General features: G+C 70.0%; 27 protein-coding genes. 13 read left to right on the top strand and 14 right to left on the bottom strand.

Annotation, left to right across the window (positions count from 1 at the left end; genetic code table 11):
* Positions 1-32: 32 nt before the first annotated feature.
* Positions 33-398 (bottom strand): hypothetical protein, encoded by a 366-nt coding sequence (locus ACWEIJ_RS29120; RefSeq protein WP_449840430.1) that lies wholly within the window; start codon positions 396-398, stop codon positions 33-35.
* Between the two features lie 134 nt (positions 399-532).
* Here ACWEIJ_RS29120 and ACWEIJ_RS29115 point away from each other — a divergent pair, with 134 nt between their 5' ends.
* Positions 533-1,564 (top strand): FAD-dependent oxidoreductase, encoded by a 1,032-nt coding sequence (locus tag ACWEIJ_RS29115; RefSeq protein ID WP_449840429.1) that lies wholly within the window; start codon positions 533-535, stop codon positions 1,562-1,564.
* Here ACWEIJ_RS29115 and ACWEIJ_RS29110 read toward each other — a convergent pair.
* Genes ACWEIJ_RS29110 through ACWEIJ_RS29085 form a run of 6 tightly spaced genes read right to left on the bottom strand, consistent with a single transcriptional unit; the run spans position 1,561 to position 9,747 of the window.
* Positions 1,561-2,634, bottom strand: coding sequence for a S1 family peptidase (locus ACWEIJ_RS29110; protein WP_449840428.1), 1,074 nt, complete (start codon positions 2,632-2,634; stop codon positions 1,561-1,563). The two genes, ACWEIJ_RS29115 and ACWEIJ_RS29110, sit on opposite strands and share 4 nt — an antisense overlap.
* 8 nt (positions 2,635-2,642) lie before the next feature.
* A complete protein-coding gene (locus ACWEIJ_RS29105; protein ID WP_449840427.1) occupies positions 2,643-5,357 on the bottom strand; it encodes an AbfB domain-containing protein in 2,715 nt (904 codons plus the stop codon).
* A gap of 12 nt (positions 5,358-5,369) precedes the next feature.
* Positions 5,370-6,320, bottom strand: coding sequence for an ABC transporter permease (locus ACWEIJ_RS29100; protein WP_449840426.1), 951 nt, complete (start codon positions 6,318-6,320; stop codon positions 5,370-5,372).
* Entirely contained in the window at positions 6,317-7,249 is a 933-nt protein-coding gene (locus ACWEIJ_RS29095) for an ABC transporter permease (protein ID WP_449840425.1), read from the bottom strand. The genes ACWEIJ_RS29100 and ACWEIJ_RS29095 overlap by 4 nt, the downstream gene beginning before the upstream one ends.
* Positions 7,230-8,720, bottom strand: a complete 1,491-nt coding sequence (locus tag ACWEIJ_RS29090; protein ID WP_449840424.1) for a sugar ABC transporter ATP-binding protein — start codon at positions 8,718-8,720, stop codon at positions 7,230-7,232. The genes ACWEIJ_RS29095 and ACWEIJ_RS29090 overlap by 20 nt, the downstream gene beginning before the upstream one ends.
* Complete coding sequence (locus tag ACWEIJ_RS29085; protein WP_449840423.1) at positions 8,710-9,747, bottom strand: ABC transporter substrate-binding protein; 1,038 nt, start codon at positions 9,745-9,747, stop codon at positions 8,710-8,712. Before ACWEIJ_RS29085 ends, ACWEIJ_RS29090 begins: the two co-directional genes overlap by 11 nt.
* Positions 9,748-9,880: 133 nt before the next feature.
* Between ACWEIJ_RS29085 and ACWEIJ_RS29080 the strand changes: the two genes are divergently transcribed.
* Together ACWEIJ_RS29080 and ACWEIJ_RS29075 are read left to right on the top strand one after the other, a co-directional pair.
* Positions 9,881-10,870 (top strand): LacI family DNA-binding transcriptional regulator, encoded by a 990-nt coding sequence (locus ACWEIJ_RS29080; RefSeq protein WP_449840422.1) that lies wholly within the window; start codon positions 9,881-9,883, stop codon positions 10,868-10,870.
* Complete coding sequence (locus ACWEIJ_RS29075) at positions 10,867-11,409, top strand: hypothetical protein (protein ID WP_449840421.1); 543 nt, start codon at positions 10,867-10,869, stop codon at positions 11,407-11,409. The genes ACWEIJ_RS29080 and ACWEIJ_RS29075 overlap by 4 nt, the downstream gene beginning before the upstream one ends.
* On the opposite strand, the gene ACWEIJ_RS29070 is transcribed toward ACWEIJ_RS29075, so the two are convergent.
* From ACWEIJ_RS29070 to ACWEIJ_RS29055, 4 genes are all read right to left on the bottom strand, one after another.
* On the bottom strand, positions 11,394-11,891 hold the full coding sequence (locus ACWEIJ_RS29070) for an O-acetyl-ADP-ribose deacetylase (protein WP_449840420.1): 498 nt from the start codon (positions 11,889-11,891) through the stop codon (positions 11,394-11,396). The genes ACWEIJ_RS29075 and ACWEIJ_RS29070 overlap by 16 nt on opposite strands.
* 13 nt (positions 11,892-11,904) lie before the next feature.
* Positions 11,905-13,173: a tannase/feruloyl esterase family alpha/beta hydrolase gene (locus ACWEIJ_RS29065; protein WP_449840419.1), complete on the bottom strand. Its 1,269-nt coding sequence runs from the start codon at positions 13,171-13,173 to the stop codon at positions 11,905-11,907.
* Between the two features lie 6 nt (positions 13,174-13,179).
* Complete coding sequence (locus ACWEIJ_RS29060) at positions 13,180-13,554, bottom strand: STAS domain-containing protein (protein WP_449840418.1); 375 nt, start codon at positions 13,552-13,554, stop codon at positions 13,180-13,182.
* A gap of 98 nt (positions 13,555-13,652) precedes the next feature.
* On the bottom strand, positions 13,653-14,561 hold the full coding sequence (locus ACWEIJ_RS29055) for a helix-turn-helix transcriptional regulator (RefSeq protein ID WP_449840417.1): 909 nt from the start codon (positions 14,559-14,561) through the stop codon (positions 13,653-13,655).
* A gap of 236 nt (positions 14,562-14,797) precedes the next feature.
* Between ACWEIJ_RS29055 and ACWEIJ_RS29050 the strand changes: the two genes are divergently transcribed.
* From ACWEIJ_RS29050 to ACWEIJ_RS29030, 5 genes are all read left to right on the top strand, one after another.
* The gene (locus tag ACWEIJ_RS29050) at positions 14,798-17,128 is read left to right on the top strand and encodes a hypothetical protein (RefSeq protein ID WP_449840416.1); all 2,331 of its coding nucleotides are present in this window, start codon (positions 14,798-14,800) and stop codon (positions 17,126-17,128) included.
* Between the two features lie 125 nt (positions 17,129-17,253).
* Positions 17,254-17,727 carry a nucleotidyltransferase domain-containing protein gene (locus ACWEIJ_RS29045; RefSeq protein WP_449840415.1) on the top strand — a complete coding sequence of 158 codons (474 nt, stop codon included), beginning with the start codon at positions 17,254-17,256 and terminating at the stop codon, positions 17,725-17,727.
* A 317-nt stretch (positions 17,728-18,044) separates the two neighbouring features.
* Positions 18,045-19,292: a cytochrome P450 gene (locus tag ACWEIJ_RS29040; protein WP_449840414.1), complete on the top strand. Its 1,248-nt coding sequence runs from the start codon at positions 18,045-18,047 to the stop codon at positions 19,290-19,292.
* A 42-nt stretch (positions 19,293-19,334) separates the two neighbouring features.
* Entirely contained in the window at positions 19,335-20,069 is a 735-nt protein-coding gene (locus ACWEIJ_RS29035) for a class I SAM-dependent DNA methyltransferase (protein WP_449840413.1), read from the top strand.
* 21 nt (positions 20,070-20,090) lie between these two features.
* On the top strand, positions 20,091-20,966 hold the full coding sequence (locus ACWEIJ_RS29030; RefSeq protein WP_449840551.1) for a class I SAM-dependent methyltransferase: 876 nt from the start codon (positions 20,091-20,093) through the stop codon (positions 20,964-20,966).
* Here ACWEIJ_RS29030 and ACWEIJ_RS29025 read toward each other — a convergent pair.
* Positions 20,953-21,339: a nuclear transport factor 2 family protein gene (locus ACWEIJ_RS29025; RefSeq protein ID WP_449840412.1), complete on the bottom strand. Its 387-nt coding sequence runs from the start codon at positions 21,337-21,339 to the stop codon at positions 20,953-20,955. The genes ACWEIJ_RS29030 and ACWEIJ_RS29025 overlap by 14 nt on opposite strands.
* Positions 21,340-21,397: 58 nt before the next feature.
* Here ACWEIJ_RS29025 and ACWEIJ_RS29020 point away from each other — a divergent pair, with 58 nt between their 5' ends.
* Positions 21,398-21,970 carry a PadR family transcriptional regulator gene (locus ACWEIJ_RS29020; protein ID WP_449840411.1) on the top strand — a complete coding sequence of 191 codons (573 nt, stop codon included), beginning with the start codon at positions 21,398-21,400 and terminating at the stop codon, positions 21,968-21,970.
* 15 nt (positions 21,971-21,985) lie between these two features.
* Positions 21,986-22,294 (top strand): hypothetical protein, encoded by a 309-nt coding sequence (locus tag ACWEIJ_RS29015; protein WP_045313487.1) that lies wholly within the window; start codon positions 21,986-21,988, stop codon positions 22,292-22,294.
* Here the strand turns inward: ACWEIJ_RS29015 and ACWEIJ_RS29010 are convergent.
* The gene (locus ACWEIJ_RS29010) at positions 22,248-22,682 is read right to left on the bottom strand and encodes a GNAT family N-acetyltransferase (protein ID WP_449840410.1); all 435 of its coding nucleotides are present in this window, start codon (positions 22,680-22,682) and stop codon (positions 22,248-22,250) included. The two genes, ACWEIJ_RS29015 and ACWEIJ_RS29010, sit on opposite strands and share 47 nt — an antisense overlap.
* Before the next feature lie 73 nt (positions 22,683-22,755).
* Here ACWEIJ_RS29010 and ACWEIJ_RS29005 point away from each other — a divergent pair, with 73 nt between their 5' ends.
* From ACWEIJ_RS29005 to ACWEIJ_RS28995, 3 genes are all read left to right on the top strand, one after another.
* On the top strand, positions 22,756-23,268 hold the full coding sequence (locus ACWEIJ_RS29005; protein ID WP_449840409.1) for a hypothetical protein: 513 nt from the start codon (positions 22,756-22,758) through the stop codon (positions 23,266-23,268).
* Between the two features lie 65 nt (positions 23,269-23,333).
* The gene (locus tag ACWEIJ_RS29000; protein WP_449840408.1) at positions 23,334-24,635 is read left to right on the top strand and encodes a PepSY-associated TM helix domain-containing protein; all 1,302 of its coding nucleotides are present in this window, start codon (positions 23,334-23,336) and stop codon (positions 24,633-24,635) included.
* A 102-nt stretch (positions 24,636-24,737) separates the two neighbouring features.
* Positions 24,738-25,718 carry a hypothetical protein gene (locus ACWEIJ_RS28995; RefSeq protein WP_449840407.1) on the top strand — a complete coding sequence of 327 codons (981 nt, stop codon included), beginning with the start codon at positions 24,738-24,740 and terminating at the stop codon, positions 25,716-25,718.
* Between the two features lie 3 nt (positions 25,719-25,721).
* On the opposite strand, the gene ACWEIJ_RS28990 is transcribed toward ACWEIJ_RS28995, so the two are convergent.
* A complete protein-coding gene (locus ACWEIJ_RS28990) occupies positions 25,722-26,690 on the bottom strand; it encodes an alpha/beta fold hydrolase (RefSeq protein WP_449840406.1) in 969 nt (322 codons plus the stop codon).
* Positions 26,691-26,700: the final 10 nt, after the last annotated feature.

Raw genomic sequence — 26,700 nt, 5'->3', positions numbered from 1 at the left:
TCCCGGTGGCCCGCCCCGCGCGGGCCACCGGCTCACTGCCGCGAGCCGATCAGCAACGCGAGCCCGGCGCTCAGCGCGATCAACGCCGACACCACGAGCTGGTTGAGCCAAACGGTCCACACGCTGTCGTCCGCTCCGCGCAACGCCACGACGATCAGCCACAGCGCGAGCGCGATGGTGACGGGCTGCAGGAACGGCACGTCCAGCGGCGCCAGCGCCCGCACCATGCCCAGCAGCATGATCACCACGGCCAGGCCCATCGACCACCAGTAGGGCCGGAAGGCGTGCGCGGACGCGCTGAAGTGCAGGACCGGTGGCGCGGCGATCAGCCACACACCGGCCAGGAAGGCGGTGACCCCGGCCCTGCTCTCGACGGTCCGCCCGTGCAGATCCCCCACGCGAACGATTCTCACCTCCTGCCGACCTGGAGGGAACACCTCGTTCGATCGGGTTTGTGGAGTTTCCGTGCAGGTCCGGTGAAGGTGTTGCGGTGAAGGGGAAACCGGCGCAGCGATCGGTTCTACGGTCGGGCATGGACACCGTGGACGTGCTCGTCGTCGGCGCCGGCCTGGCCGGCCTCAACACCGCCCGCCTGCTCGCCGAAGCAGGCCTCGACGTGGCCGTGTGCGAGCGCAGGACGAGCCTGGACACCGGCATCCGCACCACCGGCATCTTCGTCCGGCGCACGCTCACCGACTACGACCTGCCGCACCTCGGCCCGGCGGTCCGGCGCGTGCTGCTCTACCCGCCGTCGCTGCGCGAACCGGTCGAGCTGGTGAGCACGCGCGACGAGTTCCGGGTCGGCGACATGGCCGGCATCTACGCGCGGGCGGTCGAGGACGCTCAACGGGCCGGTGCGCAGGTCGTCCTCAACGCCGGCTATCCGGGCAAAGCCGTGCACGCCAGGTTCACGATCGGCGCGGACGGCGCCCGGTCGACCGTCGCGAGGCAGCTCGGCCTGGACGTCAACCGGAAGCTGATCACCGGCATCGAGGAGGTCTACCCGATCAGGACCGGCTCCACGCCGACGTTCCACTGCGTCGTCGACCCGAGACTCGCGCCCGGCTACATCGCGTGGGTCATCGACGACGGCGAACACGCGCACGTCGGCCTGGCCGGTCGCGCCGACCGGTTCACCGCTCCGCTTCCCCGGCTGCTGCAACGGTTCCGGGACAGCTTCCCCACACCGGCGCCCGTCGGTCCGGTCAGGCGGCGCGGCGGGCCGATCCCGGTCGGCGGGCTGCTGCGCCGGATCGTGTCGCCGGACGGCCTGCTGGTCGGCGACGCGGCGGGCGCGGTCTCCCCGCTCACCGCGGGCGGGCTCGACCCGTGCCTGCGGATGTCCGAGCTCGCCGCGTCGGTCACGTTCGACTACCTGCGCAGCGGCAACAGGTATGTCCTCGAACACTACGACGGCGCTGCGCTGCGCCGCCGCCACCGGATCCGGTCGGCGATGCGGCGCGGGCTGTCGCTGGTCCGCGAGCCGGGCCTGGCCGAGCTGGCGTTCGCGGGGCTGCGCACGCCGCTCGGTCAGGCCGTGGCCAAGCGGATTCTGTTCAACTAGGCGGTCAGCAGCGTCAGCCCGTAGACGCGCAGGATCTCGTTGACGGGCTGGAACCACGTCCGGCCGCCGCCGGAGCAGTCGCCGTAGCCGCCGGACGTCACGCCCTGCGCCTGGTCGCCGGTGATGAACGAGCCACCGGAGTCACCGGGTTCCGCACACACGCTGGTGCCGACCATCTCGTAGACCGCGCCCTGCTGGTAGTTCACGGTCTCGTTGCGGCCCTGGACCACACCGCAGTGCCAGTGCGAGGTCGAGCCGGAGCGGCAGACCGACGTGCCGGGCGGGGCCTCCCACGAGCCGCGCACGAGGGCGTCGCTCACCTGGCCCCAGCCGAGCACGACCGCCACGTTCCACCAGCCGCCGCCGGTGCGGACCCAGCCGTAGTCGTTGCCGGGGAAGGAGGAACCGACGAACTCGCCCTGCCACGAACGGTCCCAGCCGTAGACGTTCCAGGCGCCGACGTTGCAGTGCCCGGCGGTGACGTACCCGCCGTGCACGGAGAAGCCGATCGAGCAGCGGACGTTGCCCGTGTAGAACGGGTCGCCGCCCACGGTGCCCGCCGCGAACGTTTGCGGCCGCTGCACGCCTTCGGTGTTGACGACGACGTCCTTGGGCAGCGCGGACACATCGGCACCCGGCAGGGCGTCGACCACGACGGTGCCGCGCTGGACGTCGACCCGCCACGCGGCGACGTCCTTCGGCACCGCGCCGGCCTTCGACAGCCGGTCGATGCCGGCCTTCACCGCGTTCAGCGACGCGAGCGTCTTCGTGCGCAGCACGGGTTGTGCGCCTTGAGCGCGCACGGCGTCGGCCTTGGCGGGGTCGGTGACGGCGACCTTCAGCACGCCGTCGGCGAACCAGCTGCCGCCGAAGGACTCCCCGGCCGCGGCCTGGGCGTTCGGCGCGATCTTCAGCGCCACCTTCTCCTGGTGGATCCTGGTCAGCGCCTGTGCGGCGCTGATGCCGAAGTCCCGGCTCATGGCGTCGACGACGTCCGCGGACGCCACCGCGGCAGGGACGGTGATCGTGCTCAGCACGATCGCGGACACGGAAACTATGCGTAGCAGCATGTTCTCTCCTACGGTGCCCAGGGTGAGCCCACGGCCCAGCTCACGTCCTGGTTGTACGAGGCAGGGTTGTCGTACGTGTGCGCGCCGCCGTTCGAGGCGACCCAGACCTCCTCCGCGTAGTGGCGAATGTTGGTGCCGAGCTCGTTGACCGACTCCAGCCGCACGCCTCCGTCGCCGGGCTGCGCGCAGAACGTGGCGTCACGGCGGAAGAGATCGGTGTTGTCGTTGGCGTTCAGGCGGACGCGGAAGTCCGCGTGCCGCAGGTACTGGCCGGGGTAGTTGCGGGCCTCCAGCGAGTAGCAGGTCGGGTCGGCGAGCCCGCGCCTGACCACGAACGTCGCGTCCGCCTTCAGCAGGCCGTCGCTCGTGCTCGTGACGACGTCCGTGCGCGCCAGGCCGTCGCGGTGCCGCAGGTAGCGGTCCGTGAAGCCGGGCGTGGTCACCCGGAACGATCGCGCCTGGTCCAGCGGCAGGTCGGCACCGCTGCGCCACAACGCGACGCCGATCGCCCACGTCGTGTCCGCGGCGAACGAGGTCGGCGTGTCCCACGGGTTCGGGCCGCCGCTGCGCGCGAGGTACACGTTCTCGTTGAAGTGCCTGATGAAGCCGCCGCGCACGTTGTACGACTCCAGCGCGGTGCCGCCGGAACCCTCACGCGCGCAGAACGTGGCGTCCGCGGCGATCGTGCCGTCGTCGCGGTCCTTGCGGATCCTTCCGTTGCTGTGCCGCAGGAACTCACCGGGGAAGTTCCGCGACTCGAAGGAGTAGCACGCCGCGTCGGCGAGTCCTGGGCGCACGCGGAAGGTGGCGTCGAGCCGGCCGAGGTCCGTGCCGATCACGTCGGTGCGCGCCAGGCCGTCCTGGTGGCGCAGGTAGCGGTCGGTGTAGCCGGTCGTGGTGACGCGCAACGACACCAGGTCGTCCGGGCCGATCGCCGTGCCCGTCGCGACCGCGAGCACCTTCCGGTTGATGTCGCGCACCCGTGCCTCGGTCATCTTCAGCACGCGGCGGTCATAGGTGTAGAAGCCGTTGACCTCGTTCTCCACGTCGTACGGTTCCGTGTAGACGGACGCGGACAGCCCACGCGTGTGCACCAGCCGTGCGACCTGCTTGACGATCTCCTCGTACCGCTTGGTCAGCGACTGCTCGTCCGGGTACAGGGCGCCGTAGGCGAACCCCTTGCCCGGCTCGTACTCGTGACCGGTCACCCGCCGGCCCAGGCCACCGAACTCGCCCAGCACCGCGACCCTGTTCGCGTCGGGCGGCCGGTTGCCGGTCGTGATCTGGTAGGCGTGGTCGTCGATCACGTCGCCGTTGCCCGGATCTGGATCGGAGACGCAGCAGTTGGAGCCCGAGTTGTGGTTGATCAGCCTGGTGTCGTCGATGCCGCGGACCAGGTTCACGATGCGGCCGGCGTCGTACTCGCCCCAGCCCTCGTTGAACGGCACCCACTGCACGATCGACGTGATGCCCTTGAGCTGCTGGACGATTCTCGTGAGCTCCGACTCGTAGTTCGCGTGCGAGTTCGGTGCCTCGTCCACCGCGTCGACCGCGGGCATGTCCTGCCAGACCATCAGCCCGAGCCGGTCGGCGTGGTAGAACCAGCGCGCCGGTTCGATCTTGATGTGCTTGCGGACCATGTTGAACCCCAGCGCCTTCTGGCGTTCGAGGTCCCAGCGCAGTGCCCCGTCGGTCGGCGCGGTGTAGATGCCGTCCGGCCAGTAGCCCTGGTCCAGCGTGCCGATCTGGAAGACGAACCTGCCGTTCAGCAACGGCCGCATGACGCCGCCGACCATCGCCTTGCCGAGCGAGCGCATGCCGAAGTAGCCGGTAACGACGTCACCGTCGGCGAGCGTCACGCGCAGGTCGTAGAGGAACGGGTCGTCCGGCGACCACAGCCTGGCGTTCGGCACCGGGATTCGCAGGTGGGAGCCCGTGGTGCCGGTGCGCGAACCGACGGTGGTGTTGCCGGTGCGGACCTCGGCGGTGACCTGCTGGCCCGCGGTGCCCTGGACGACGAGGTCGAGCACGCCCGCCGCCACGTCCGGCGTGGTGTCGAGGCGGGTGATGTGCGCACTCCGCACCGGTTCCAGCCACACCGTCTGCCAGATGCCGGACGCGGCGGTGTAGAAGATCCCGCCGGGATCACGGCGTTGCTTGCCGATCGGGTAGCGGCTGCCGTCGACCGGGCTGCCGACGCCGACGACGATCTCGTTCGCGCCCGGCTTGAGCGCGGGCGTGATGTCGAACGAGAACGCGTCGTAGCCGCCGGTGTGCGTGCCGACCCGCGTGCCGTTGACCCAGACCCGAGCCTCCCAGGTGACGGCGCCGAAGTTGAGCTGGACGCGCCGGCCGTTCCAAGTGGACGGAACGGTGAAGGTGCGGCGGTAGAACATGTTGTCCTCGTGCCGTTTGATCCCCGACAGCGCGGACTCGATCGGGTAAGGCACCAGGACGCCTTCGGCCAGCGGCCGGCCGAAGGGCGGGTTGTCCAGGTTCGGTGCGCCCGCGAACTCCCAGACGCCGTTGAGGTTCTGCCATTCCGTGCGGACGAGCTGCGGGCGCGGGTATTCGGGCAGGGCGTTCGCCGGCGACACCTGGCTGGTCCACGGTGTCGTGAGCGGAGGCGTTTTCGGTTGCCACTCCGCCGCGTGCGCGGGGTTTGCGACTGTTGATGTTGTGATCAGGATGCCGACCAACACGCCCAGGACGCGTCTGGTCATGATGCTCCTCCCCTACCTCCGGAGTACTCGTTGCAGGACAACGACGACGAGCAGGAACGCGCCGCTGACCACGGACTGGTAGTTGCTGTCGAGCGTGCCGATCTGGTTGATGACGTTCTGGATGACCTTGATCAGGCCGACCCCGATCACCGTGCCGAGGATCGTGCCCATGCCGCCGGTGAGCAGGGTGCCGCCGATGACCACGACCGAGATGGCGTCCAGTTCGGTGCCGACGCCAATGACCGTGACGCCGGACTGCAGGTAGGCCGCGGTCAGGGCGCCCGCGAGACCGGCCAACGTGCCGCTCGCGGTGTAGACCCCGATCTTGGTCCGCACGACCGGAACGCCCATCAGGACCGCGGACTGCTCCGCGCCGCCGACGGCGAACACGTTCTGGCCGAAACCCGTCCGGTGCAGGACCAGCCCGCCGAGGACGCAGAGGACCGCCACGAGGAAGATCGGGTAGCCGAACCCGAACACCGTGCCGCGGCCGAGTTCGACGAACGCGCTGTCCGGCGCGATCTGGTAGGTGGTGGCACCTTCGTCGGTGATCGCGAGGAGGAGGCCGCGGGCGAACAGCAGTGATGCCAGCGTGACGATGAACGGCGCCATGTTGGTGCGGGCGACCAGCAGGCCGTTGATCAGCCCGATCGTGCCGCAGACCAGCAACGGGAGGGCCAGCGCGGCCAGGAACCCGTACTGCGAGGCCCAGGCCGCCAGCACGCCGCCGAGGGCGTAGACCGAGCCGACGGAGAGGTCGATGCCTCCGGTGATGATCACGAACGTCATGCCGAGCGCGATCACCGCGAGGAACGAGCCCTGCAACGCCAGGTCGCGCAGGTTGTCGAGGCTGCCGAAGCGCGGGAAGACCAGCCACGACACCGCGACCACGAGGACGAGCGCGACCGCGGCGCCGCCGGGCAACACCTTCCTGTACCGCTTGCTCGTTTCGGACACGGTCATCGGCGTTCCCGTGCCACGTAGACGGCGGTGACGATGATCGCGGCCTGGATCATCTGCGCGACGGAGTCCGGCAGGTCGTGCTTGATCAGCGTGGCCCGGACGAGCTGCATCAGCACGACGCCCATGACCGTGCCGAGGACGCGCACCCTGCCGCCGGTGAGCGGGGTGCCGCCGACCACGACGGCGGTGATCGCGGCCAGTTCCACGAGCAGGCCCATGTCGGCGGGGTCGCCGGCGCCGAGCCGGGACGTGGCCAGCACGCCGGCGACCGCCGCGAGCACGCCGCAGATGGTGTAGACGCCGATCAGGACCCGGTTGACCGGCAGCCCGGCGAGCGCGGCCGCCCTGCGGTTGCCGCCGACCGCGACGAGCTGGCGGCCGAACGTCGTGCGGTTGGTCAGCGCCGCGACCAGGAGCGCCAGCGCGCCCGCGATGAGCACGCTGATCGGGATGCCGAGCACGTCGCCGGTGCCGAGCGCGAGGAACGCCGGGTCGTGCAGCTGCACCAGCCGCCCGTCGGCGATCACCAGCGCGAGGCCGCGTCCGCCGACCAGCAGGGCGAGGGTGGCGACGATCGGCTGGATGCCCACCTCGGCGACGAGGAACCCGTTCAGGGCTCCGGCCGCCAGACCGGCCGTGAGCGCCATCAGGATCGCCACGACCGGGCCGGCGCCGAGGTAGAGAGGGATGATCGCGGCCGCCAGTGCCATGACCGCGCCGACGGACAGGTCAACGCCCTCGGTGCCGATCACCAGTGCCATGCCCAGGGCGACGATCAGCACCGGTGCGGACTGGACGAGCTGCGTGCGGAAGTTGCCCACCGTCAGGAAGTTGGCCGTGAACACGGCGTTGAACAGCAGCAGGGCTACAACGGCGACATGCACACCGTTGTCCTGCAACCACCGCGTTCTAGTGGCGGTCAGCGTCATCCATCACCTCCGCCGCGATGGCCCTGAGCACGTGCTCGCGGGTGAGCCGGGCTCCCTCCAGCTCACCCGCGACCTCCCCGTCCCGCAGCACGACGAGCCGGTCCGCGCCGTCGAGCAACTCGTCCAGCTCGGAGCTGATCAGCAGCACGGCCAGACCTTCCTGCGCGAGCTCGTCGATCAACGCCTGCACCTCCGCCTTGGCGCCGACGTCGATGCCGCGCGTCGGTTCGTCCAGCAGGAGGATCTTGGGCTCGGTGCACAGCCAGCGAGCCAGCAGCACCTTCTGCTGGTTGCCCCCGGACAGCTCCGCGACCTTCTGCTCCGGGCTGGACACCTTGATGCGCAAACGTTTGACGAAAGTGTCGACGATCCGGTCCTGCCTGGCGCGGCTGGTGAAGCCGAACCGGCTCAGCCTCGGCAGCGCGGCCAGCACGATGTTCTCCCGCACCGAGAGGTTCGGGATGATCCCCTCGGTCTTGCGGTCCTCGGCGAGCATGCTGATGCCCGCCCTGGTGGCCGCTTTGACGTTGTGCGGTACGGGTCTGCCCGCGACGAGCACCGTGCCGTGGTCGAGCGGCAGCGCGCCGATGATCGCTTTGGCGGTCTCGGTGCGCCCGGATCCGAGCAGTCCGGCCAGGCCGACGACCTCACCCGGCCGGATCGCGACGTTCACCCCGTTGAGGCGCGGCTTGCTGGTCAGGTCGAGTGCTTCGAGCACGGGCTCGGTGTCGGCGTGGTGATCCTCGCCGAACGCGGTGGTGCCGTGCCTGCGGATCTCGTTGACGGACCGGCCGAGCATCAACGAGACGAGCTCGATGCGCGGAAGTTCCTCGAGCGGACCGCTGTGCACGTTCCTGCCGTCGCGGAGAACGGTGACCGTGTCGCAGATCCGGTAGAGCTCGTCCATCCGGTGGCTGACGTAGATGATCGCGATGCCCGCCTCGTGCAGCTCGCGGACCACGCCCAGCAGCGTCTCGACCTCGCGCGGTTCGAGCGACGACGTGGGCTCGTCCATGATCACGACGTCCGCGTCGGCCTCGACCGCCCTGGCCAGCGCCACCATCTGCTGCTCGCCGACCGCGAGTGTCCCGAGTGGACGGCGCACGTCCGCCGTGATGCCGTAGCCGCCGAGCAGTTCCGCGGCCGCGGCGTCGCGACGGGCGCGGTCGACGAGGCCGAGCCGGGTGCGCGGCTCGCGGCCCAGGAACAGGTTCGCCGCCACGCTCATCAGCGGAACGAGGTTGACCTCCTGGTAGATCGTGGAGATCCGGCCGTTGCGGCTGATCCGGCCGCTGTCGGTGGGGTGGACGCCGGTCAGCACCTTGATCAGCGTCGACTTGCCGGCACCGTTCTCGCCGACCAGCGCGTGGATCTCGCCTCGCCTGAGCCTGAAGTCCACGTCGTCCAGGGCCCGCACGCCGGCGAAGGTCTTCGTGACGCCGGCGACCTCGATCACCGGGTCAGTAGGCATTGCTGAGCTTCTGCGCGGCGTTGGTGCTGTCGTACTCGTCGTCGGAGATCACGATGTTCTGCGGAATCTCGTCGCCCTTGGCGAACTTCTCCAGCGTCTCGAACGCGAGCGGCCCGAACCGCGGGTTGGACTCGACCACCGCGGTGTAGCCGCCGTCGGCGACGAGCTGCACCGCGTTGCGCGTGCCGTCGACCGACACGATCCTGACGTCCTTGCCGGGCGTCCTGCCCGCGGCCTTGAGCGCGGTGACGGCGCCGAGGCCCATCTCGTCGTTCTCGGCGTAGACGGCGGTGATGCCGGGGTTGCTCTGGATCAGCTGCTCCATCACGGCCTGGCCCTTCGACCTGTCGAACTCGCCGGTCTGCTCGGCCACCACCCGCAACCCGCTGTTCGCGATGCCGTCCTTGAAGCCCTTGGTCCGGTCGACCGTGACGTTGTTGCCCGACGCGCCGAGCAGGATCGCGACCTCGCCGCTGCCACCGGTCGCCTTGATCATCTGCTGCGCGGCGCGCCTGCCCTGCTCGACGAAGTTCGACCCGATGAACGTCAGGTAGTCCGCGCAGGGCTGCGAGGTCACCTTGCGGTCGATCGTGACGACCGGGACCTGCTTGGCCCTCGCCGCGTCGAACGCGGGCTGCAGGCCGTCGGAGTTGAGCGGTGCCACGATCAGCAGCTTCGCCCCGCGGTCCAGCAACGACTTGATGTCGCTGATCTGCTTGTTGAGGTCGCTCTGCGCGTTCGTGACGAGCAGGTCGGCGCCCTTCCTGGCGGCCTCGTCCTTGATGGACTGCGTCTCGGCGATGCGGAACGGGTTCGCTTCCTTCTCCGACTGGCTGAACCCGACCGTCGCGCCCTTCACGTCGACCTGCGGGTATCCGGTTCTGCCGCGCGCACAGCCGGGTCCCGCCGACTGCTGCTGCGCGGCGCTCGCGGCCGGCCCGCCACTGCTCGCGGTCTGTTGGCTCTCCCTGCTGGTGCAGGCGGTGACGAGCAGGGCGGCAACGGCGACGAGAAGGATGCGAGACATCGTTGGCTCCTGACGAGGGCTGTGCGTGGTCGCGCTCTCACAGCTAGATTTGCATCGTTGTTCCAACGATGTAAAGACCGAGACTTCCCGGTACTTTTCCCGGTACGAGTCCGTTCGCGACCAGGAGGCTGCGTTGGCCACGCTCAAGGACGTCGCCCGGCTGGCGGGCGTCTCGGTGAAGACCGTCTCGAACGTGGTCAACGGCTACTCGTTCGTCAAACCGGACAACCGCGCGCGCGTCGAGGCGGCCCTGGAGGCCACCGGCTACCGCCCGAACCTGGGTGCTCGCAACCTGCGCCGCGGCCGCACCGGCTTCATCGCCCTCGTGCTGCCCGAGCTGTCGATCCCGTACTTCGCCGAGCTGACCGGCCTGGTGATCGCCGCCGCCCAGGAGCACGAGTGGAACGTGCTGATCGAGCAGACGTTCGGCACGCTGTCCGGCGAGCGCTCGGCCGTGGCGTCGCTGGGCCCGCACCTGGTCGACGCGGCCGTGCTGAGCCCGGAAGCGTTGCAGGTGGAGGACTTCCAGCTGTCCGTCCCCGCGGTCATGCTGGGCGAGCACGCCGTGGACGTCCCGATCTCCCGCGTCGGCATCGACAACGTGGCCGCCGCCATGACCGCCGTCCGCCACCTGATCTCGTTGGGCCGCACCAGAATCGCCGCGATCGGCGCCCACCCGCACCGCGGCACCGCGGCGTTGCGCCTGGAGGGGTACCGCGCGGCCCTGGCCGAGGCCGCCCTGCCCTTCGACAGCGCGCTGGTCGTACCCGCGTTGAACTACCACCGCGCGGACGGCGCCGCTGCGATGAGGGCCTTGCTGGACCTGCGGAACCCGCCCGACGCGGTGTTCTGCTTCAACGACCTGCTGGCCGTGGGCGCCATGCGCACCGCGGCCGAACGTCTCGTGCGTGTGCCTGAAGACCTGGCCGTCGTCGGCTTCGACAACAACGACGAAAGCGCCTACACCTCCCCTTCCCTGACCACCGTCGCCCCGGACAAGTCCGCCATCGCGCGCGCCGCCGTCGACCTGCTGAGCCACCGCGCCGGCTCGCCCGACCTGCGGTTGGACGACGTGCAGACGCCCTTCTCGTTGCAGGTCAGGGAAAGCACGGTGGCCCGGTGAAGTTCGGCCCGGACCACATCGTCTTCACGACCTACCCGTTCCCGTGGGCCGGGGTGCACCCGCACGGCGTCCTCCGCGCCTGCGACATCCGCGACGCCTGGCTGGAGGGCGGCCCGCCCGAGATCCGCACGCGGTCCGGCGAGACCCTGTTCGCGTCGCGGGACGACAAGGCCGGCCTCGCCCAGTTCTGCCAACGGCACTCGATTCCACTGGTGCGACGGCTCGACGTGTGGGGCAACCTGCTGGAACCGTTCCTGGACACGGAGTTCGGCCCCGAGCACGGCGCCGCCACGGACGCCCGGCTGCGGGCCGCCGGACTGTCACAGACCGAGATCGATGCCATCCGAGCGCGGCTCACGCCGTTGATGCGGTCGTACAACTTCGACAGCGGCCTGTGGGAGTGGTGCGATCTCGGTCTTTTCGACCTGCTCAACGCGTTGTGCGGCAACTTGGTCGACCGCGCCCTGCTGCCCGCGCTCGGTGACCTGGGCGCGGTTTACCGGTGGGCCATGGAGATCGCGGACTACGGGCGCGCGTAGGCGTCGTACGCGACCTGGTCGAACAGCACGAACCTGACCAGGTCGACCGGCGCGTCCGCCACCGCCGCCCGCGCGATCTCGGCCGCCGAGGAGACCGGCCAGCGGTAGATGCCCGTCGAGATCGCCGGGAACGCCACGGACCGGGCGCCGAGCTCGGCCGCCACGCGCAGGGAGTTCCGGTGGCAGTCGGCCAGGAGCTCCGAGCGGTCCTCGGTGGCCGACCACACCGGCCCGACGGTGTGCACGACCCACCGCGCGGGCAGCCGTCCGGCGGTCGTGGCGACGGCCTGGCCCGTCTTGAGGCCACCGCCGTAGTGGCCCGCCCGCAGCCTGCGGCACTCGGCGAGGATCTCCGGTCCTCCCTTGCGGTGGATCGCGCCGTCCACGCCGCCGCCTCCGAGCAACGAGGAGTTGGCGGCGTTGACGATCACGTCGACGTGCTGCTCGGTGAGGTCGCCCAGGACGTGCTCGATGGTGGCCACGTGCCCGATTGGATCACGACAACGGGCAGGTCGCCACGTCGGCCGGGCGCGGCAACGTCGCGGACTTCGGCGGCGTCACACCGTCCAGCCACCGTTCCAGCGCGACGAACGCCGCCCGATGACAAGGGGCCAACGGTCGCAACCGATCCGGATGCGCGTCCACCAGCCCGTCCACGTGCGTGCCCTGCTCGACCCGGTAGTACCGATGCAGCCGATCAGGGGTCATGGCCGCGTACACGTCGGAGTCCCGGCTGATCGGCAGCAACACGTCGTACGTCCCGTGCACGGTGATCAACGGCCGCTTGATCCTGCCGGTCAACGCGATGCGCGAGACCGCGGGCCCGGCGATGCGCCGCCGCGCGGCGTAGGAGTAGTCCGCGTCGCAGGAAGGCGTTCCCGGGGCGCAGAACGGCACCCCGGCCTCCAGGTCCCCGTCGAAGCCGGGATCGAGCTCCTCGCGGTAGATCCGCTGCGTGAGGTCCCAGTAGTAGCGGTAGTGGTAGTCCCACAGGAATTCCGTGCCGGCGGGCATGCCCGCCGCGACGACGGCCTGGTGTGCTTCCTCGCTACCGGCCAGGTAGCCGGGATAGGCGCGCAGCACCGCAGGCAGGAACGTCAACAGGTTCGGCCCGTCGGCCGTCCACAGCGTCCCTTCCCAGTCGACGCCGCCGTCGTAGAGGAACGGGCGGTTCTCCAGTTGCCAGCGCACGAGGTAGCCGCCGTTGGACAGGCCGGTGGCGATGGTCCGGCGCGGCGCGTGCCCGTACCGTTGGGCGACAACGGATCGGGCGGCGATCGTGAGCTCGGTGAAGCGGCGGTTCCACTCCTCGATCGCGTGGCCGTCGCGGTAGAACCGCACGCCGGTGTTGCCCTTGTCCGTGGACGCGAAGGCGTAGCCGCGGGACAGGACCCAGTCGGAGATGGCGCGGTCGTTGGCGTACTGCTCGCGCACGCCGGGAGCGCCGGTGACGACCAGACCGCCGTTCCAGCGGTCGGGCAACCTGACCACGAACTGGGAGTCGTGCTGCCAGCCGTGGTCGGTGTTGGTGCGGGACGTGTCCGGGAAGTAGCCGTCGATCTGGATGCCGGGCACCGCGGCGGGCACGGGCAGCGCGGCGCTCGTGAGGCCCGCCCAGTCGGCCGGGTCGGTGTGGCCGGTGGCGACGAGGCCGGTCGTGGTGAGGTCGGCCAGGCGGGCCAGTTGCTGATGTTCGGCGCCCGGCACGTGCACCGCGGCCGTGGGCGGAGTCAACGCGAGTACGAGTACCAGCGGAAGCAACATAGCTGGTCAAGCTAGTGACCGACCACCTCTCGGCGACATGGTCGCCTCCCACACAAGCCCTGCCTTGAAGGTGGTGAAGCCGAACAGGTCCAACACGCGGCGCACCGAGGGCTGAACGCGCTGCAGGTGGAACGACTTGCCGTTGTAGTGCGCCGCGCACAACGCCAGCAGCAGGCTGCGCAAGCCGCTCGCGGACAGGAACTTCACGCCGGCCAGGTCGATGACCACCTGGTCGACCGCGGTGTCGGCGATGCCGGGCAGCACGGCCGCGAAGAACAGCTCGCAGGTCGTCACGTCCATCTCGCCGCGGCAGGCGGCCACGAACCGGGTTCCCGTGCACTGCGTCCGAACGGCGAACAGACTGGTCTCATCGGCGGTCATCGGACCTCACCTCGAAGAACGGGCCTTCACTTCACCGCACCCGCGACACCGCGCGATAGCAGCGGAAGCGAACCCGCTACCGGGAAAGCGAAATCACCTCAGCGTGACCGCAGCGTCTGCGAAGGCGACACTCCGTAGGCGGCCCGGTAGTGGGCGGCGAAGACGCTCGGACGGGCGTAGCCCCAACGGGCGGCGATCGCCGTGACCGAACCGTTCGCCGCCTGCAGGTCGTCATGGGCGAACGACAACCGCACCTGCCGCAGGTAGGCCATCGGCGTCATGTCGAGATGACGCCGGAACGCCAGCTGAATCGCCCGGATGGACACCCGTGCGGCACGTGCGATGTCAGCGGCGGTGATGTCCTTCGCGGCGTTGTTCTCGATGAACGCCACGGCCCGCCGCACGGTCAGAGGGTGCGCATCACGCCGATCCGAAGCCTTCGCCCCGATGAAGGTGCTGTTCGGAAAGGTAGCGAGCGTCACGGACACCAGCAGCCGTGCCGCGTTTCCCACGACCAGCGAGTTGCCCTCGAACGTCGGCAGCACTTCGTCCTGCAGGAAGTCGCACGTCGACCGCCACGCCGCAGCCGCGTGCGGCGAGACCGGAAGGCACCCGGTGAACTGCACGTCGTCCGCGACCTCGTCCACGACGGCCTGGCCCAGCACGACCATCGACGCCCGCGGGTCCTCCGCCCTCGCGGTGAACGGACTACCAGGAACGACGGTCAGAAAGGAGTCCCCGGCCCCCAGGAACCGGTCCTCGCCGTCCGAGCTGTACCGGACGCGCCCGGAGCTGAGGCTCCCGAAGATGTAGTCGTCGACCGGCTCAGCGGCCACCTCGAACCCGATCCGGCCGTCGAGCCGGTCGAACCTGACCGGTCCGAGGGTGCGCGAGGCCATCCGCAGTGACGAGCACATGTCGTCGCTGCTGAACCGCAACCGGGCGTACGCGGCGCTCAGAACCTCGTGCGCCGCGTCCAAGTCCGTCACTTCGACGACACGCTCCACGTGATGGACGATCCTCGTCCGGCGCGGCGGTGTCCAGCACCAGTACGGTCCCAAACTCTCGTCGGTTCCGTGCAGGATGCCAACTACATGTTGACGGAAACCTGCGGTGTCCGAAGTGGACATCTGGCGGTGCCTCCGCTGGGGGCCGCCGAGCAGGGAGGATCTTCATCCCAACCCCGATGACAAAACGTCCTGCGGGTGACACGATCCGCCGGACAGTTTCTCTAGGGGGATCGTTGAGAACATCCGGAAGACCCTGGCGTGGCGCCGGGGCACTCGTCGCTGCGCTCGTCGCGGGCCTCGCGGTGGCACCTGGCACCGCGCACGCCGCCCAGCAGCCCACGTGGGCCACGCTGAGCCCGGCCAAGTGGGTCACCACCGACTCCAAGCAGCCGTTCACGGAGATCACCACGGGCGACGCGCACGTCGGCGCCTGGCGGGACGACAAGCACCACGTCGGCAAGACGTACTTCACGTTCGACATCACGCGGTTCAAGGGTACGCAGCTGTTCACGGCGAACCTGCGCACGCCGGAGAAGGCCGCCGCCGACTGCGCGAAGCCGCGCTCGACGCAGCTGTGGGTCGTGAAGCCGCAAACCAAGATCACCTGGGCGCACCAGCCGTGGGAGATCACGAAGGTCGAGCCGAACGCGAACGAGGACTGCGTGTCGCAGTGGCTCACCTGGAACATCGCGGAACCGGTCAAGAAGGCGCTGGAGCAGGGCCGCACGGAGATCACGTTCGCACTGCGGATCGCCGAGGAGTTCCAGGGCAAGGTCGACTACGGCCGCACCTACGACCCGGCCGCGGTGCTCAGCGCCACCTACAACACGCCGCCCGGCGTGCCCACGGGTCTCGCCGTCGGCAGCAGCAACTGCGACGGCAAGCCGTACTTCTACTACGACCGGCAACCGTCGGTCTCCGCGATCGTGCACGACGCGGACGGCACCTACGGGCTGGAGGGACGGTTCGCCTTCTGGCCGGTCGACGCGCCGGAGCAGCGGGTCGAGTCCGCGCCGATCTGGGCGGGCCTGGGCGACATCCGCAGCTACTTCCCCGCCGACATGGTGAAGGACGGCGGCACGTACGCGTTCGCCGCGCGCACGGAGGACGGCTTCGGCAACTCCGGGTGGTCCGCGCCGTGTCAGTTCACCGCCGACCTGACGCCGCCCGCGACGGCACCGGCGGTCTCGTCGACGGTCTACCAGGAGAACGGCGGCCCGCCCGGTGACGGTGGCGAGGGTCTGCCCGGCGACTTCACCTTCGACGCCAAGGGCGACCAGGACATCACCGCGTTCGAGTGGGACGGCGCCGGTATCGGTTCCGGCAAGGTCGACGCCGACGCGCCCGGTGGCAAGGCCAAGATCACCGTCACGCCGGCGACCGACGGGCCGGTCAGCATCTCGGTGCGCGGCCTGGACAAGGCCGGCCATCGGGGGCCGTACACGACCTACCGGCACTGGGTGCGCACGACCGCGCCTTACGTCGTGGCGCCGCAGTTCGAGCTCGGCGTGCCGCGTGACGTCGTGTTCACCGCCAACCAGGACGGGGCCACGCAGTTCGGCTACCAGCTCGACGGCGGCGAGGAGAAGACGCTGCCCGTCGGCGAGGACGGCAAGGCACGCGTCACGTTGACGTTCAACGAGCCCGGCCGCGAGTCGCACAGCATCACGGCGTGGACCGTCAACGGTTCCGGCGGGAAGTCGGGCGTCCACAGCACGTCGTTCTGGGTCGACCAGCTCCGCCCGGACGTCGAGACCGACCCGTGGGACGGCGTGGTCAACCAGAAGCGCACGATCACGGTGACGCCGAACCGCCGGGGTGTGGTGTCGTACGTGTACAAGATCGGCGACGATCCGGAGAAGCAGCTGCCCGCCGCCGAGGACGGGACGCTGACGTTCGAGTACACGCCGACGACCAAGGGCTACCACGACGTCCTGGTCGCCAGCGTCAACGCCGCCGGGGTCCGTTCCGGCCGAGGCGAGAGCACGATCAACGCCGAGGCGCCCGCACCGGCCGTCACCAGCGCCGAGTACCCCGAGTACCAGCAGGGCGGCGCACCCGGCGTGACCGGCACGTTCACGTTCTCGTCGCCGCGGCTGCCGGTCGTGTCCTACCGGTACCGGTTCGACCAGGGGCCTGAGCAGACCACCACGGGCACGCAGTTCCAGTGGACGCCCACGAAACCGGGCTACTACTACCTGTACGTGCGTGGCGTGACGGACAACGGCATCGAGACCGACGAACAGCTGTACATGTTCCAGGTGAAACCGTTGCCGCCGGTCGTGACCAGCCCGCAGTTCCCCGACGGCGGTCCGGTGACGGCACGGCCGAACGTGCCGATCGAGTTCGTGGTGACACCGGCACTGGCCGGCTCCCACGAGGTCCTGTGGAGCATCGCGCACGGCAACCCGCCGAACGTCGTGCCCGTCGGTGAGGACGGCAAGGCGCGCTTCACCTACACGGTGCCGGGCAGCTACTCGTTCGAGCTGACCGTGTCGAGCAGGACGCCGGACGGCCTGGAGTCCGGCAGCGTCACCCGCACGTACTTCGTGCCACCGCAGTGAGTTGCGCGGCCCGCCGGGCACACCCCGGCGGGCCGTCGGCTCAGATCGCGGCCGCCACCGCGCGTCTGGTGTCAGCGCGGCGAAATCCGCTGGACCCGTTGCGGTCGCGCTGATCTGCTGAGCCGGTGATCGCCGAACACGTGCTGGAGATCTTGGCCGCGCTCGACGGCACCGACGTCTGGATCGGCGGCGGCTGGGGCGTCGACGCGCTGGTCGGCGAGCAGACCCGGCCGCACGGCGACCTCGACGTGATGCACCGCGAGCAGCAGGAGCCCCGGGTTCTCGCGGCACTGGGCGCGCTCGGGTTCACCGAGACGTTGTCGTGGCGGCCGGTGCGGTTCGTGCTCACCGGCGCCGGCGGCCGCGAGATCGACCTGCACCCGCTGCGGTTCGCGCCGGACGGCAGCGCCGAGCAGTCGTCGCTCACGCCCGGCGAGCCGTTCCGCTACCCGGCGGACTGCTTCGTCACCGGCACGATCCTCGGCGTCACCGTGCCGTGCCTGTCCGCCGCGCAACAGCTTCACTTCCACCAGGGCTACGCACCGCGTGCGCGCGACCTCCACGACCTGGCGTTGCTGCGAGCGCTCCCGCGGGGGTGAACTCCGGTCGTAGGCCGACCGCACGCACGCCGCTCCTCCATCCGCCCCCGAGGCCGATTTGAAATGCCGATGGAGAAGTCAGCCCAAAAGGGCAGTGTTCAACCGTGACCATTCCTGGCAACCGGAGAAGAAATTATCCAACCGGGTGTATCTGCACAGTTCAGAGGCGGTGACGAAGAAAATCGGTTGGGCGCGAACTAGTTTTGGCCGTTCCGGAACTGGCCGAGTTTCAGTTCTTTCCCCAGTTTCTCGCGACCTAAAACTCGTGCATCCCTCGCATTGCCCGACCGACCGAACATTCGACCGAAGAGGACGCCATGACGACAGCCTCGAAGCCGGACGCCGCACTCGACGCGATGAGACCCGTGTTGCCGGCCGACCTGATGGACCGCGCGGGCACGTTCCACCCGGCACCGCGTCTCGCACGGCTCACCTCGGCCGGGCCGATTCACCAGATCGAGCACAACGACGAACCGCTCTGGCTGGTCACGGGACAGGACGCGGCCCGCGCACTGCTGTCCGACCCGCGGATGAGCGCGGACCGGTTCAAGGTCAAGCGGTTGCGGGACAAGCTGTCCCCCGAGATGCGCGACAAGTTCGCCGACGCGGAGAGCCGGGCCGGGTCGTTCATCACCACCGACCCGCCCGAGCACACGCGCTACCGCCGGCTGCTGGCCCGGCAGTTCACGATGCGGCGGATGCGGGCGCTCACCGCGCAGATCGAGGAGATCGTCAAGGGCCGCATCGACGCGATGCTCGCCGCGGGGCCGCCGTCGGACCTCATCCGCGACTTCGCGCTTCCCGTGCCGTCGCTGGTGATCTGCGAGTTGCTCGGCGTGCCGGTGGCCGATCGAGGGCACTTCCAGGACGACACCATCGAGCTGCTCGACCTGGCCACCGACCTGGAGGGGCTGATCGAGGTCGGCACCCGCATGCACCGCTACATGTGGGGCCTGGTCCAGCAGAAGCGCGCCCGGCGCGAGGACGATCTGCTGTCCGAACTGGCACACACCAGCGACATGTCCGACGACGAGATGGTCGGGCTGGCGAACCTCCTGCTGATCGCCGGCCACGAGACGACGACGAACATGCTGGGGCTGGGCGTGCTCGCGTTGCTGGACCACCCGGCGCAGCTCGCCGCGTTGCGCGACGACCCCGCCGGGCTGATGGACACCGCGGTCGAGGAGATGCTGCGGTACTTGTCCATTGTGGACACCGGGATCGTGCGTTACGCGCTGGCGGACGTGGAGATCGGTGACGTGACGATCAACGAGGGCGACACGGTGATGTGCTCGGTGATCGCCGCCAACCGCGATCCCGCCGAGTGCCCGCGGCCGGAGGAGTTCCGCATCGACCGGCCGCGCAGCAGGCACCTGTCGTTCGGCCACGGCGTGCACCAGTGCCTGGGCAACGAGCTCGCGCGCATCGAGATGTCCGTCAGCTTCCGGGAGCTCCTGCGCCGGCTGCCTGGACTCCGGCTCGCCGTGCCCGCCGAGGAGGTGCACGTGCGCACGACCTCGACGATCTTCGGCGTGAAGCACCTGCCGATCACCTGGGATCTCTAGCGACGAGAAAATTCGGTGGCCACGGGAACTAGCGTGGGGGTCGTGCACGGATTCAACCCGAGCTTCGGCCCCGAAACCGCCCGCACCTACGACAACTCGCCCCGCGGCGACGAGACCGAGACGGTCCGGTTCCTCGCCGGGTTCGGCACCACAGCGCTGGAGTTCGCGATCGGCACCGGCCGCATCGCGTTGCCGCTCAGGGAAACCGGTGTCCACGTCGACGGCGTCGAGCTGTCGCCGGACATGGTCGCGCGGATGCGGGAGAAACCCGGCGGCGCCGACGTCGACGTGACGATGGGCGACATGTCCCGCGTCGGCACCGGACGCACGTACGAGCTGGTTTACCTGGTGTACAACACGATCTGCAACCTGCTCACCCAGGACGACCAGGTCCGCTGCTTCGAGAACGCGGCACGCCACCTCGCGCCCGGCGGCGTGTTCGTGATCGAGAGCGGCCTGCCGGGCTGGGCGGCGCGGCCGCGGCACCAGTTCATCGACGTGGAGACGCTGGAGATCGACCGCGTCGGGTTCGACGTCAACCGGTACGACCCGGTCACGCAGATGCTCGACGAGAACCACGTGGAGATCAGCGCGGACGGCATCCGGTTCGGCCCGATCCGGCAGCGGCTCACCTACCCGGCCGAGTTCGACCTCATGGCGCGCATCGCCGGGCTGCGGCTGCGCGACCGCTGGGGCGGCTGGAACGGCGAGCCGTTCACCGCCGACAGCAGGCGGCACGTCAGCGTGTACGAAAAAGCCGTTGGCTCACCGGGGTAGCGCGTCGTGAGCCTCGGTCAGGTGATCTACGAGGATCCCAGGGCGTATCTGCTCGGCCTGGAGGGCATCGCACTGCTGCGAGCCTTCACCGGGGAGCACGACCGTGACTTCGTCGAGGCCAGGATCGCGGAGATCCGCGCAGTGCTCGCCGACGAGACGCTGGCGAACGCGGCCGTGGAGGTCGACCGGGTGGAGACGATCGCGGGCTACCGGCTGTGGTCGGCGACGTACGACCGGCCCAACTCGGCGTTCGACCTCGACGAGCCCGTGGTCGGGGAGATCGTGGACTCGCTGCCCGCGGGTGTCGCCCTGGACGCGGCGTGCGGGACCGGCCGCTACGCCGAGTTCCTGGCCGGGCGCGGCCACCGGGTCATCGGGGTGGACAGCTCGCCCGAAATGCTCGCGCGGGCGCGCGCTCGAGTGCCGGAGGCCGAGTTCGTGCTCGGCGATCTGCACCGGCTGCCGGTGGACGACGCCGAGGTCGACCTGGTCGTGTGCGCACTGGCACTGACCCACGTCCCGGCGCTCGGGCCGGTGATGGCGGAGTTCGCCAGGGTGCTGCGTCCCGGCGGACACCTGGTGATCGCCGACATGCACCCCGAACGCGTGGCGCTGGGCTCGGTTCCCGCGGTCCGCGACGCCGACGGGCGGCCGGGACGGTTGAGCGCCCACCGCCACCTGATCGGCGACTACCTGCGTGCCGCGCTGCCGGTGGGTCTGCAGGTGCGCCGCTGCGAGGAACCTCTCCTGCCGGTCGGGGAACGGCCGGCGGCCGCGGCCGCGGTGGGGCCGTGGGAGCTGTGGCCGTGGTCGCTGGCCGCCATGGTGCCCGAAGCGGCACGAGCTGCCGGCGCGGGTGCGCCGGCGCTCGTCATCTGGCACTTCAGCCGGCCGTGACCTCGGCCTTGATCTGCTCGAACTGCGCGGCCATCGCCTGCGACAACGCCTGTGCGGCGGACAGCGGCCGCACCATCACGGTGAACTCGTCGATCAGCCCGTCCTCGTCGAGGTGCAGGAAGTCGCAGCCCTGGATCTCCTTGCCGCCCACCTCGGCGCGGAAGACGAGCGCGTGGTTGCGGCCGTCGTGGATCTCGCGCTCGTAGCGGAAGTTCTCGAACACCCGCAGCACGCCGCGCAGGATCGCGGCGGTGATGGGCTTGCCGGGGTACGGGGTGAACGCGACGGGGCTGGTGAACACCACGTTCTCGGCGAGGCAGGCCGCCATCGCGTCGGTGTCCCGTGCTTCGACCGCCTTGCGGAATGCGTCCACGACCAGGCCCTCACATATTCAACTTGTTGACTAGGTCTGAAGACCGTAACCTGCGGGTATGTCGCTGCGCAACGCCGTGATGGCCGCCCTGCTCGACGGGGAGGCGTCCGGCTACGACCTGGCCAAGGCGTTCGACGCGTCAGTGGCCAACTTCTGGATGTGCACGCCGCAGCAGCTCTACCGCGAACTGGACCGGATGGAGTCCGACGGGCTGATCGCGGCCCGCACGGTCGAGCAGGAGCGGCGGCCGACCAAGCGGCTGTTCTCGCTCACGGTCAAGGGACTGGAGGCGCTGGCGGAGTTCACCGGCGAGCCGCACAAGCCCACCGCGATCCGGGACGAGCTGCTGGTCGCGGTGATGGCCGTGGACGCCGGGGACGTGACGAAGGTCAAGGCATCGCTGAAGGAACGGAAGCAGTGGGCCGAGGCGAAGATCGCGCGGTACGAACGCCTCAGGACCAAACTCCTCGGCGGACGGACCGAGGAGGAGTTCCTGACCACGGCCGAACGCGTCGGCCCGTACCTGACGTTGTTGCGCGGCTTGTCGTTCGAGCGGGACAACGTGCGGTGGTGTGCGCGCTGCCTCACGGTCCTGGAGCGGCGTGGTGCCCGGCTCGCCGCGCAGGGGTGAGGTTGAATCGGGTCCATGAACGGCATTTCGGTGTTGCAGGAGGCTCTCAGCGCGCCCGCGGAAGAGGCGCGGAACCGGTTCGCGGGGCGGCTCAACGGCTACCTCGAGGGATCCGACGTCGTGCACGCCGTGCGGCTGCAGGGCTGGCTCGGGCTGGAGGTGCCCGGCCCCGGCTGTCACGTCGGCACGGGCAGCTGGGACTTCACCCGGTTCAAGGCGACGACGTCACCGGTCACGTGCGGACGGTGCCGCAGCGCCGGGCTGCTCACCAGCTCCTTCACCGGCGGCCCTCATCAGCAGACCCTGGATCTGGAAGGGATCTGATGGCGGCGCGGTTGCGCACGCCCATGCCGGTCAACGCGGTCATGCCGAGACGTTCGTAGTACGGCCGCAACGCGTCGTCACAGGTGAGGTCGACCGAGTAGAGGTGCCCGGCCTCGGCGAGGATCCGGCGCATCAGCTCGGTCCCGATGCCCCGGCCCTGGAACTCCGGCAGCACTTCGAGCCACGGGATGAACCCGGTCAGCACGCCGTCGCTGATCAGGTTGACGAACCCGGCGACCTGACCGCCGGACCGGGCGATCACCACGCGGTGGCTGCCGCGCAGGACGGCGAGGTGTTGCGCGGCGGAGGGTGGCGTGGGCCATCCGGCGAAGAAGCCCGCCAGGTCGTCCTCGACCAGGTCGCCGATGTCGGTGGAGTACGTGATCACCGACGCAGTGTGAACCATTCGACGGATACTTCCGTGGCTGTTGTTCGTAACATGCGGAAGTTAGGCTCCGCTCATGACCCTGCCACCAGCCCCGCTGCGCCGTGCGCGCTGTGCGGTTGTTGGTGTGGTCACCGGAGCGCTTGCCGTTCTCGCGCACACGACCGCGGACGGCGAGTTGCCGGACACCGGACTCGTGGTCTCCCTCGTCGCGATGCTGACGTGGGCCTGCACGGGTTTCGCACGTCGTGAGCTGACACCGGGCCGGATGCTCGCGCTGATCGGCGGCGGGCAGCTCGCGATGCACTTCGTGATGTCGCTGGCCGCGTCCCGGCACGACCACCACGCCGAACCGTCCCGCATGGTCGCCGCGCACGTCGCCGCCACCGTGCTGACCGTCGTCGTGCTGGCGGCCGCCGAACGCACGGTGCTCGCGCTGGCCCGCGCCGTCGCGTCGGTGCTGCCGCGCAGGCCCGCTCCCCTGCCCGCCACGGCACCCCTGGTCGCGGTCACGCCGCGGCCGCTGCCGTCGGTGGTCGTCTTCCTGGACGTGCTGTCCTGGCGCGGTCCTCCGGCTGAACAGGTCTGAAACCCCTTTCACAGGGCCGTCGTCCGGCGGTCCTGCACCTGTTCACGCCCAACGGGAGCCCTGCCATGTCCATCACAACCACTTCGTCACGCACGTCGTTCGCGTGGCGAGGACTCTTCCTGCGCCTGCACTTCTACGCCGGCGTGCTCGTCGGCCCGTTCGTCCTGGTCGCCGCGCTGACCGGCGTGCTGTACGCCCTCACCCCACAGCTGGAGTCGTGGGTCTACGCCGACCAGCTCCGCGTTCCTGTTCCCTCCCAGCAACTTCCGCTCGCCCAGCAGGTCGACGCCGCGCTCGCGACGTCCCCGAACGGGACCCTGGTCGCCGTCCGGCCGGCGCCGGAACCCGGTGACACGACCCGAGTCCTGTTCTCGGAGAAGGGTCTCGGCGAGTCCGAGCGCCGTGCGGTCTTCGTCGATCCGGGCACCGGACGCGTCACCGGCGACCTCGTCGTCTACGGCACGAGCGGCGTGCTGCCGTTGCGGACGGCGCTGGATCAGCTGCACCGCAACCTGATGCTCGGCGAACCCGGCCGTCTCTACAGCGAGCTCGCCGCGTCGTGGCTGTGGGTCGTCGCATTGGGCGGCCTCGTGCTGTGGATCACCAGGGCGCGCAACAGCAAGCGCATCCGCACGCACGGTCTGATCGGCGTGTGGGTGTTGGCCGGCGCGTTGTTCTTGTCCGCCACGGGCCTCACGTGGTCCGCCTACGCCGGTGAGAACGTCGCCACGCTGCGCGAGTCGCTCGGCTGGACCACGCCGTCGCTGAAGATCCCCGGCAACAGCGGTGATCACGGCGAACACAGCGGGCACTCCGACTCCGGCACCGGCCACGACGAGATCGACGCCGTGCTCGGCACCGCTCGTGCGGCGGGCATCGACGCCGGCAAGATCGAGATCAGCCTGCCCGCCTCACCCGGCGGTGCCTGGAAGGTGACCGAGATCGGCCGCGGCTGGCCCACGCAGGTCGACGCGGTGGCGGTCCAGGACGGTGCCGTGGTCAGCTCGGTGAAGTTCGCCGACTACCCGCTCGCCGCGAAGCTCACCAGGTGGGGCATCGACGCGCACATGGGTGTGCTGTTCGGGTGGCCGAACCAGCTGGTGTTGCTGCTGCTCGGCGGCGGGCTGGTGACGCTGGTCGTGCTCGGCTACCGGATGTGGTGGAAGCGCAGGCCGACGCGCGGGTTCGGCCGCCCGACGCCGCGCGGGCAGTGGCGCAAGGCCCCGCCGGTCGCTCTCGCAGGTCTCGGCTTCGGCGCACTGGTGGTGGGCTGGTTCGTGCCGTTGCTCGGCATCAGCCTCGTCGCGTTCCTGGTGATCGACCTGCTGCTCGGCCGTCGTGACAAATCGCGCACATCTGTTGCGTGACCAGGGACTTTTACGTCATATTTGCGCATAGGTGCGCCGGGAAGCCTGGTCGGCCCGCACGTCACAGCTCGTGACGGCGGAGAGCTGACGAGGGGCGCGCGAATGTTGCTTCCGCACACCGTTCCGCTGACCGACGATCCTCAGGTCGCGCACGCGCTGGCCACCCGATGGCACCGCACCAGGACGTTGCTGCTGTTCGCCGCGGGCGTGCTGCCCGCGGCGATCAGCCTCGTCTGCGTCGTGCTCGCCGGGACGACCACGGCCTGGTGGTCGGCGATTCCGGTGGTGGCGGCGGCGTCCTGCGCGTGGGCGTTGCTGTCCTGGTTGCGCCGCAACGGGTTGAGCGACCCGTACTCGTGGCTGCCGGCCACCGTGCTGATGACCGGTGCGCAGCTGGTGCTCGGCGTGCTGCCGAGCACCGGCATCGCGCTGCGGCTCAGCCCGCACGCCGCACTGGCCGTGAAGGCGTTGTGCGCGGCCGGAGTGCTCGGTGCCGGGTCGGCCGGGGTGCTCGCCCGGCTGGCGTGCCGGCACCTCCTCGCGGCGCCTGTGCTCGAACTCGGGTCGACCGCGTTCCCGTTGGTGCTGACCGGTCCCCAGGCGCGGGTGGAGATCGGCACGGACCGCGTCGACTGGACGACCCGGCACGGCGCTCGGGTCGACGTCGGGGTGTCCTTCACGAGGATCGAGCACGTGACCGCCGAGGCGAGTGCGCTGGTCCTGCACACCTCGTCCGGCTCGTGGACGGTTCCGGTGTCCGACCCGGCGACCGCGAAAGCGTTGCTGCACCGCCGTCTCGCGCGGTGGCAGGAGCGCCAGGCCGCCGCTGCCGAACAGGAGCACCGCCGCTACCTCGACCTCGTCCGGTCGCTGGCGGCCGTCAGCGGTGAGGCGACCCGTGACGGCGTGACGGTGAACGTCGACTCGAACGGTGTGACCACGGGAATCGCGCTGAGCCAGGCGGTGCGCGGCCTGGACCCCGACGTGCTCGCCGCGCGGTTGATGATGTGCGCCGACCGGGCCCGCTCCGACGCGCGCAGGCAGGTGGAGGACCTGGTGCTGGAGCACGCCGGGCGAAAGTGAGGCTCACACGTCCAGCACCGCGCGGGTGAACGCCTCCGGCGCCTCCTGCGGCACGTTGTGCCCGATGCCGTCGAGGATCCGGTGCTCGTAGGGCCCGGTGAACCGGTCGCGGTAGGCGGCGCCGCCGGCGTTCGGCCCGTCGAAGTCGCTGGCGATCGTGATCGTCGGCACGCTGATCACGGGCCGCTGGGCGAGCTTCTGCTCCAGCGCGTCGTACCGGTGCTCGCCCTCCGCGAGCCGCAGGCGCCAGCGGTAGTTGTGGATGACGATCGCGACGTGGTCGGGGTTCTGCCACGCGGTGGCGCTCCGCCCGTACGTGGCCTCGTCGAAGTTCCACCGCGGCGAGGCGAGCTTCCAGATGAGCTTGTTGAACTCGTAGGTGTTCTGCGCGTACCCCTTCACGCCGCGTTCGGTGGCGAAGTAGTACTGGTACCACCAGCCCAGTTCGGCCTGCGGGCTCAGCGGTTCCTGGTTGGTGACGAGGTTGACGATCAGGTAGCCGCTGACCGACACCAGCGCGGTGACCCGCTCCGGCCACAGCGCCGCCGTGACGCACGCCGTCCGCGCACCCCAGTCGAACCCGCCGAGCGTGGCCTTGCGGATCTTCAGGGCGTCCATGAACGCGATCACGTCCGCGCCGAGCGCGGACTGCTGCCCGTTGCGCGTCGTGTGCGCGTGCAGGAACCGCGTGGAGCCGTAGCCGCGCAGGTACGGGATGAGCACCCGATGGCCTTTCGCCGCGAGGGCGGGCGCGACGTCGACGTAGCTGTGGATGTCGTACGGCCAGCCGTGCAGCAGGATCGTGACCGGCCCGTCGGCGGGGCCCAGCTCGGCGTACCCGACGTTCAGCAGCCCGGCCCTGACCTGCTTGACCGGCCCCCACGACGGCGTGGCCCGCGCCGTCGCGGTGACGAGGGGTGCCATCACTCCTGCGACGGCCAATGCCTGCGAGAACTGCCTCCTGCTGATCATGCACACGACC

This window comes from Lentzea sp. NPDC004789, from assembly GCF_053601075.1.
This window is presented reverse-complemented; position numbering and strand designations above follow the sequence as displayed.